Annotated in this window: 8 protein-coding genes; 4 read left to right on the forward strand and 4 right to left on the reverse strand. The window is 69.7% G+C overall.

All coding sequences use genetic code 11. From position 1 onward, the window contains the following. Positions 1 to 230 precede the first annotated feature (230 nt). Positions 231 to 1,286, forward strand: coding sequence for a flotillin-like protein FloA (gene floA / locus LzC2_RS18930; protein ID WP_171189596.1), 1,056 nt, complete (start codon positions 231 to 233; stop codon positions 1,284 to 1,286). A gap of 65 nt (positions 1,287 to 1,351) precedes the next feature. After that, entirely contained in the window at positions 1,352 to 1,798 is a 447-nt protein-coding gene (locus LzC2_RS18935) for a hypothetical protein (RefSeq protein WP_171189597.1), read from the forward strand. Between the two features lie 38 nt (positions 1,799 to 1,836). On the opposite strand, the gene LzC2_RS18940 is transcribed toward LzC2_RS18935, so the two are convergent. Genes LzC2_RS18940 through LzC2_RS18955 form a run of 4 tightly spaced genes read right to left on the reverse strand, consistent with a single transcriptional unit; the run spans position 1,837 to position 5,521 of the window. Next, positions 1,837 to 2,826, reverse strand: coding sequence for a metal ABC transporter permease (locus LzC2_RS18940; protein WP_171189598.1), 990 nt, complete (start codon positions 2,824 to 2,826; stop codon positions 1,837 to 1,839). Further along, on the reverse strand, positions 2,826 to 3,755 hold the full coding sequence (locus LzC2_RS18945) for a metal ABC transporter permease (RefSeq protein WP_171189599.1): 930 nt from the start codon (positions 3,753 to 3,755) through the stop codon (positions 2,826 to 2,828). The genes LzC2_RS18940 and LzC2_RS18945 overlap by 1 nt, the downstream gene beginning before the upstream one ends. A gap of 3 nt (positions 3,756 to 3,758) precedes the next feature. Next, complete coding sequence (locus LzC2_RS18950; protein ID WP_315854752.1) at positions 3,759 to 4,628, reverse strand: metal ABC transporter ATP-binding protein; 870 nt, start codon at positions 4,626 to 4,628, stop codon at positions 3,759 to 3,761. Continuing rightward, positions 4,625 to 5,521 carry a metal ABC transporter solute-binding protein, Zn/Mn family gene (locus tag LzC2_RS18955; protein ID WP_171189601.1) on the reverse strand — a complete coding sequence of 299 codons (897 nt, stop codon included), beginning with the start codon at positions 5,519 to 5,521 and terminating at the stop codon, positions 4,625 to 4,627. The genes LzC2_RS18950 and LzC2_RS18955 overlap by 4 nt, the downstream gene beginning before the upstream one ends. A 376-nt stretch (positions 5,522 to 5,897) precedes the next feature. Between LzC2_RS18955 and LzC2_RS18960 the strand changes: the two genes are divergently transcribed. Next, entirely contained in the window at positions 5,898 to 6,989 is a 1,092-nt protein-coding gene (locus LzC2_RS18960) for a hypothetical protein (RefSeq protein ID WP_171189602.1), read from the forward strand. Continuing rightward, complete coding sequence (locus tag LzC2_RS18965; RefSeq protein WP_171189603.1) at positions 6,895 to 7,653, forward strand: hypothetical protein; 759 nt, start codon at positions 6,895 to 6,897, stop codon at positions 7,651 to 7,653. Before LzC2_RS18960 ends, LzC2_RS18965 begins: the two co-directional genes overlap by 95 nt. Positions 7,654 to 7,735 lie beyond the last annotated feature (82 nt).

Here is a 7,735-nt window from a genome sequence, read left to right on the forward strand (position 1 = left end):
CCCCGCCACCGTCGACCTCAACCGTCCTTTCCCTCGCCCCACCTCCCTCATTCTCCCTCCCCAAGTCGGGTGCGACGGCGGGGACGCTCGCACGCGGCCTGCCCAACCGGAATACTTTCGCCTCGGGCCTGAACCGCGCCGCCCCGCCCGTCGTTGGCGACGGCGCCGTTCGTCCCGATCCGCCGTCCGTTTCGCGATCTCCTCCCCTGATGCTCACCCCGCTCGCCACCATGTCGGCCCTGCCACAGAGCGCCGTGCCGCCGCTGGCCCAAGCCGGAGGCCTGTTCGACGGCGGCGGATTGACGGCGATCCTCGTCATCGCCGGGCTGGCGCTCGCGGCGCTGCTGGGCTTCGTGTTCCTGGTGCTGTTCGCCCGGTACTTCAAGCTGTGGCTGCGGGCCTTCTTCAGCGGCGTGCGCGTCTGGCCGTGGACGCTGGTGTTCATGAGCCTGCGGAAGGTGAACCCCTCCGTGATCGTCGATTCGAAGATCATGGGCGTGCAGGCGGGGATCCCGACCATCTCCACCGACCAGATGGAGGCTCACTACCTTGCGGGCGGTAACGTGCGGAACATCGTGCGGGCGTTGATCGCCGCGGAGCGGGCTCAGATCGACCTCGACTGGCAGACCGCCGCTGCGATCGACCTCGCCGGCCGGAACGTGCTTGAAGCCGTCCAGACGAGCGTCGACCCGAAAGTCATCGATTGCCCCGACCCCCGCCGGCACGGACGAAACAGCCTCGACGGCGTCGCGAAGGACGGCATTCAACTGAAGGCCCGCGCCCGCGTGACGGTGCGGACGAACATTCAGCAGCTCATCGGCGGGGCGACCGAGGAGACCGTCATCGCCCGCGTCGGCGAGGGGATTGTCTCTGCGATCGGTTCCTCCGCGACGCACAAAGTGGTGCTCGCCGACCCGGTGCTGATCGCCAAGGCGGTGCTGGCGAAGGGGTTGGACAGCCAGACGGCGTACGAGATCGTCTCGATCGACATCGCGGACATCGACGTCGGGGATAACGTCGGCGCCCGTTTGCAGGCCGACCAAGCCGAGGCCGACATGCGGATCGCCCGGGCCAAGGCCGAAGAACGCCGGGCGATGGCCGTCGCCACGGAGCAGGTCCAGCGAGCCGTCACCCAGGAGAACCAGGCGAAGGTCGTGCTGGCCGAAGCGGAGATCCCCCTCGCCATGGCCGAAGCCTTCCGCCGCGGCGGCCTGCGAGCGGATGAGGACGGCAACGTGCGTGAGAGCCGCCACAGCGGCAACGGACAGGCGGGGATTGAGGCGTGAGGCAGCGGGCGGTCGATTGACGACGCGTCAGGCTCTTGGGAGGAACTTCCCCCTCGGATGCTGTCGTGTCACACGCTTTTGATTGGCTCCTCCTGAGCCTGCACGCCTTCGTGACAGTCGTTGCGGCGGTCGAACTGTGGCGGGTGCGGTGGGACACCCCGCGGGCCGGCGGTCCGACGCGGTATGGGGTGACGCTGCTCTTGGCGGGTCTGCTGGTGTCGGACGCCGTCGCTCTGCCGGCGGGGCTGATGCGTCCGGGGCCGGTTCAATACAACGTCGACGCTGTCGGCCGAGCGGCATTCGATTTGCGGATGTGGGGATTCGATCTACTCCTGCTGGCTATCCCCCTCACCGCCCTGGGTACATTGTCCGCGGGCGTCGTTGTAGCGGTGGGTCACTGTCGCGGGGGCGCCGGCGGCGGGGAGTCGCTAGTCGCCTGGATTTTCGGGGCGGGGCTGCTGTTCGCTCATCTCGTCCTCTGGGCCAAGTTCGGAGCGATCCCAATGGCGTGACGCCACGCCGCCTGTCAGTGACGGTAAAGAGGAACGCATTACCCCTTCGCCCGCCACCGGCGGACGAGCACCCCCTGGGCCGGGCCGAACAGGGCGCAGCCGCAGAAGATCATCCCCGCGGTGAAGGCCGTCAGGCCGGCGGTGCCGGCGTCGGTGACCTTCGTCAGGCCGATCGATCCCGCCAGCGCCGGGACCGCGGTGATGCTCAGTGCATGGCCGAGAAAGGCGCTCAGGGCAGCAAAGATCGCGGCGAGGCCCAGCAGCGGGCCGAGGCGGTCGGTGCAGCAGCGGGCCGCGGCGGCGGGGGTCACCAGCATGGCCACGGCGAGAATGCTGCCGACTGATTGGAAGACCGTCACTAGGGCGATCGCGGTCGCGGCCATCAGGGCGTCGTTCACCCGCCGGGGGTTCACGCCGACGGCCGCGGCCAGGCCCGGATCGAACGTGCTGACGAGCAGTTCCTTCCAGAACAGCCGGATCAGCAGGGCGGACGATAACGCGACCGCGGCCCCGCTGACGAACGCCACGGGCACGTCCTGCACGCCGCCCCACGGCAAGGAGAGGGAGAAGGCGATGTTGAGAACCGTCTGTTCGACCTCGCCGAACAGCACGCAGTCCGGCTCGATGTGCACCGCGTCCGCCTGCCAACGCAGCACGAACAGACCGAGGGCGAACAGCGTCGTATAGACCACGCCCAGCGCAGCTCCCGCTTCGACCCTCCCCAACCGACGGACGGCCTCCGTCAGCCACGCCGTCAACACGCCGCAAGCCACCGCTCCGGCGAACAGTAGTGTCCATTGCACAGCGGGATAGGCCTCCTCGCTAATCCAATCGCCTTCGTTCAGCGTGTGGGCGAACAGGAATGCGAAGACCACGCCGGGCAGGGCGGTGTGGGAGAGGGCGTCCGCCATCATGCTCTGCCGACGCAGCATCAGCAGGGCGCCCGGCAGGGCGCAGGCGACCGAACAGATCGCCGCGGTCCCCGCGAGGGCGGTGTCGAGCGTGTCCCAGGCAGCGAGGCGCTCCACTAGTCGCTCCCGCCGTATGCGGGGGAAGAACCGCCTTTGAGCGCCGCCTGCCGCACGCTGCGTTCCCGCAGGGTCCGGGCGACCACGCCCCGGCGCGGGCCGAACAGCAGCGAAACGCCGAACGCCGCGGACCCGCACAGCACGATCAACGGGCCGGCCGCCAGTTTCTCGCCGCTCGCGGAGATCAGCACGCCCGCCGCCGCCGCCAACCCGCCGATCGTGCCGGAGAGCCAAAGCATCGGGCCGAGGCGGTCGGTCCAGAATCGAGCCGCCGCCGCGGGGGTGACCAGCGTGGCGACGACCAGAATTAGCCCGACCGACTGCATGCCGGTCACCGCGACGGAGACGATCAGGGCGGAAAGCGCGAGGTCCAACAGCAGCACCGGGCGGCCGATCGAGGCGCTGAACTCCGGATCGAAACAGAGCAGCGCCAACTCGCGACGGAGCAGCACGCAGACCGCCAGCGCCGCCGCGGCGAGCGCCGCGAACAGCAGCACGTCGGTCCGCACCAGCAGGGCGATCTTGCCGAATAACAGTGTGTTCAAGCCCGCGGCCCCGCCGCCCTGCGCGTTCTGTACGACACGGAACAACGCCGCCCCCAACCCGAAGAACACGCCCAGCACGATCGCCATCGCGGCGTCCTCTTTCACCTGCGTAAACCGGCCGAGCAGCGTGAGCGTCGCGGCGCCCAGCGTACCGGCGACCGCGGCGCCCAGCATCAGCAACGGTTCGTCCCGCCCCGGCCCGCCCAGCAGCAACGAGGCCAGAAACGCGATCGCCACTCCGGGCAACGCCGCATGCCCGACGACGTCCGCCACCAAAGCCCGTTTGCGGAGCAGGGCGAACACCCCCACCACCCCGCCGGTGACGCCCAGCAGCGTCGCCCCGGCCAGCACGATGCGGGTGTTGTACGTCCAGAAATCGCCCATTGGTCAATCCACCGCGTCGAGGGGCGCACCGCCTAGCGGCGACGGCGAACCGCCTGACAGGGAACTGTCCAGCACCGCCAATCGACCGCCGTAGACCTCCTTAAGCACCTCCGCGGTGAAGACCTCGTCCACGGGGCCGGCGGCCCGCACGGTTTTGTTCAGGAGGATGGCCCGATCAAAATACTCCGGGACGGTGGAGAGGTCGTGATGCACGGCGAGCACGCTTTTGCCCGCGTCGCGCAGTTCGTGCAGCAGATCGACGATCGCCCGCTCGGTCGCGGCGTCGACGCCGGCGAAGGGTTCGTCCATCAGGTACAGATCGGCCCCCTGAACCAGCGCCCGCGCAAGGAACACCCGCTGCTGTTGGCCGCCGGAGAGCCGGGCGATCTGCCGGTGGGCGAACTCGGCCAGCCCGACCCGGCCCAACGCCTCCGCGGCCCGCGCCCGATGCGAAGACCCCACGGGCCACAGCCAACCGATCTCTCGATAGAGGCCCATCTCGACCACGCCGGCGGCGGTGATGGGGAAGTCCCAGTCCACCTCGCTGCGCTGCGGGACGTAACCGACGCGGCCTCGCACCTTCTTCAACGGCTGTCCCCAGAACGTCGCCCCCCCGGTCGCGGCGGGGATCAATCCCAACGCCGCTTTCAGCAGCGTGCTCTTGCCCGCCCCGTTCGGGCCGACGATCGCCGTCAGCGAACCGGCGGGCACCGTGCAACTGGCCCGCTCCAGCACCGGCTTGCGGTGATAGGCGACGGTGAGGTCTGAAACGCGGAGCGGGGGAGCGTCACCGTCGGAGCGAGGGCCGACGGAAGAATCGGCGGCGGGCGGGGCGGGCGGCACGGCGGGATGATAGCGGGGAGGCGGGATCACTCCGCGGGGAGCAACCCGCCCTCCGGGAGTTCGCCGCCCAACTCCGTGACGATCGCCGCTACGTTCGCGGCGATCGTGCCGACGTAACTCTCCGCGTCGCTGCCGCGAGCGCCGAGGGCGTCCGAGTAGAGGGGCGTCGGGCTGATCCGCACGTTGCCGCCGCGACGATTCGCCCCCTCGACCACCGCTTTGACGGCCCGGTCGGAGACGCTCGTTTCCGCGAAGATCGCCGGGACGCCGCTGTCCGCGAGGAACTTGGCGAGGGCGTTCACGTCCGCCACGCCGGCTTCGCTCTCGGTCGTCACCCCCTGCACGCTGCGGACGGGGATGTCGTAGGCGCGGCTGAAGTAACCGAAGGCGTCGTGGGCGGTGACCAGCACGCGACGTTTCTGCGGGATCGTCGCGATCGCGGCCCGGACGCGTTCGTCCTCCGCCTGCAACAGCCAGCGATACCCGTTCGCATTCCTTTGAAACGTCTCCTCATGCTGCGGGGCGATCGCGGCGAGTTCGTCCGTGACCACGTCCAGGCACCGCGCCCAAAGAGCGACGTCGTGCCAAACGTGCGGGTCTGGGTGCCCTTCGAAGTCCGGCGGCGTCAGCAGTTCGTGTTGCGGAATGCCCCGCGTGACGGCCGCGACCGCGGCGCCGGCTTTCTCCCGAGCCTCGAACTGACGGAACAGCCCTTCTTCGAGCTTCAACCCGGAGTAAAGCACGAGATCCGCATCGCGAATCGCCCGCACGTCGGCGATCGTCGGCTTGTAGAGGTGAGGATCGACGCCCGGACCCATCAGCGTCACGACCTCCACATGCTCCCCGGCCACGTGGGTCGCCAAGTCGGCCACCATGCCGGTCGTCGCCACGACGACCGGCTTCCCCGGCTCGGGGGACTTCACGTTCCCGGCGTCGCTCGCCCCGCATCCCGACGCGACAATCGTCAAAGCGAGAGCGACCGTCCCGACGACCGCCAGCCGGATCGGGCGCCGGTCGATACGCGGGTCAAGGCGAGCAGAACCGGACCGGGGCATGGAGAATCGACGAGGAGAAAGGGATCGCGGCCACGATGTAACCATGGCTACAAGCAGCCTATCCTCCGGCGAGGGGTTTGGGAAGCGGCGGGGGGCGGTTCCGATCTTGTGGATCCGATCGGGCGAAGTGATCGCGGGGGCGCCGTCGTCCGTAGTGTCCCCGGATCTGGCCCGTCGCCGCTATGACCGAGGAAAGCCGTCGCTAGTCTGGGGGCGGTCTCTTCGACTCTTCCCCCCGCCTCGCATGGCTGACTCGTCCGTCCGCTCCGCTCCGGAGACCGGCCCCCGGTCCGGTTCGGAGAACGCTTCCGCCAGCGCCAGCGGAACCTCCCGCGACGTGGCTTGCCCGAGCTGCGGCGAAAACGTCCGGCCCGGGCTGGTCCGCTGTTGGAGTTGCGGCGGATTCATGCGGGCCGACGTCGCGGATCGGTTCGCCGAGATGGACCAGCGACGTCCCGAGGTTCAGTACCAGCCCCTGCCGGAACTGGACGCCTCCGGTGCCGCCAAGCTCGACGCCGAGCGGACCGGGCCGCGCCGTACTTCCGAGGACGACGCCGACTTCGAGTTCGCCGGCGAGTTCGTGGAAGCGGAGGAACCGGCCTCGCCGGACGCCGGAGCGGACGAGTTCACGATGGACGACATTGGCGACGGGAGCTTCTCCGCCCCCCTCCTCGGAAGCTCCACCGAGATCCCCGCTGCGGGGCAAGCCGCCGGCGCCGAGGCCGCGAAACCGGCCGAGGATAAGGACGGCGAGACGTACGGGGTGGCCGGGGCGGACGAGGAGCCGGCCAGCGCCGCGGAGGGCGATTCGTCGACCGCGCCCGCCGCTGAGAAACCGCCGGCGTCGAGGGGGGCGGACGAGAGCGACGTGGCGCACTCCGATGCGACCGGCGGCGACGTGCTGTTGGACATCGCCCTGCAGGAAGCCGGCATGAACCGGGGCGGGCGACGCCGCGGTCTGCGGGTTCAGGGGGATAAGATCCTGCTGCACTGTCCGGCGGGGCATCCGGTCAAGGTCGGCCGCAAGCACGCGGGCAAGGTCGGTCGCTGCCCGCATCCCGGTTGCGGTTTGCGGTATCTCGTCCCCGACATCCCTCCGGACCCGGAGGAAGAAGCCGCCGCCGACCCCGGTACGGCCGAGGCCGCCGAGGGCGCCGGCCGGACCGCCGGATCAGCTCGCCGCCGGGGCGTTCACGCGGTACATCGACGGCGTTCGCCTGCACTCGGTCGTGCCGGGGAAAGTGAAGCAGAAGGCCGATTCGCAGGCCAAAGCCTTCGAGGAAGCCGACCTCGCCCTCTCCCCGGACACGCTGCTGGTCGTGACGGTCGTGGGTAAGAAGGGCAGCTTCGGGCTGGGCGGGGAGAAGACCGACGCGGTCCGCGGCAAGGTCCGCGAACATCTCGCCAAGGACGAGCCGAATCTCTCCGAACTGCCGACGCCCCACCTGCTGCTGGCCGGGGAGAACGCCGGCGAGGTGGCCGTCGAGTACCCCTCGGACCTGCCGCACGAGTCGAAGTTCGGCGGCGAACCGGTGTTCGGAACGGGCCGGATCGCCCTGCGTCTGCCCCGTACCGGCGGGGAGGAGGACGCGGATCAGCCGCCGGAGAAGCAGAAGGCGTCGTTCGTGTCGATGACGCTCAGCCAATTCCGGCGGTTCGCCAGCGCCATGGAGGAGTTCGGCTTCGCCCGGCCGTACGCCCCCGATGCGCCGATCCCCCGCACCGACGACGCGCCTGTCCACACCGGCCATTACACGGACGCCCCGGTCCCGGAACTGGCCCGTCCGGACCTCTACCTCGCCGACCCGAAGCTCGAGGCGGTCATCGCCGGGTATCGCTGCCAGAGCTGCGGGCTGATCGTCTCCGAGGACGGGCGCAAGAAGGAGAAGCTCGGCGGGGCGAACGGCAAGGGATTGGCGAAGGCCAAGTGTCCGAAGTGCGGCGAGAAGTTCGGCCACGAGCCGCTCTACAAGCTCGCGGACGCCAAGGCGTCGGATTGACGAAGCATGATTCGGGGCGGTGCGTCAACTTTCCCTCCGCCGCGGTCGGAATCGGGGCGGGAGGCGGGGGGCCGATCCGGGG

The sequence above is a fragment of the Alienimonas chondri genome (assembly GCF_013036045.1).
GTDB classification, from domain to species: Bacteria; Planctomycetota; Planctomycetia; order Planctomycetales; family Planctomycetaceae; genus Alienimonas; species Alienimonas chondri.

Bases quoted from the DNA above. Each gene is read 5' to 3' on its own strand.
- LzC2_RS18960 (WP_171189602.1), top strand. From the start codon at position 5,898: ATGGCTGACTCGTCCGTCCGCTCCGCTCCGGAGACCGGCCCCCGGTCC.
- LzC2_RS18945 (WP_171189599.1), bottom strand. From the start codon at position 3,755: ATGGGCGATTTCTGGACGTACAACACCCGCATCGTGCTGGCCGGGGCG.
- floA (WP_171189596.1), top strand. From the start codon at position 231: ATGTCGGCCCTGCCACAGAGCGCCGTGCCGCCGCTGGCCCAAGCCGGA.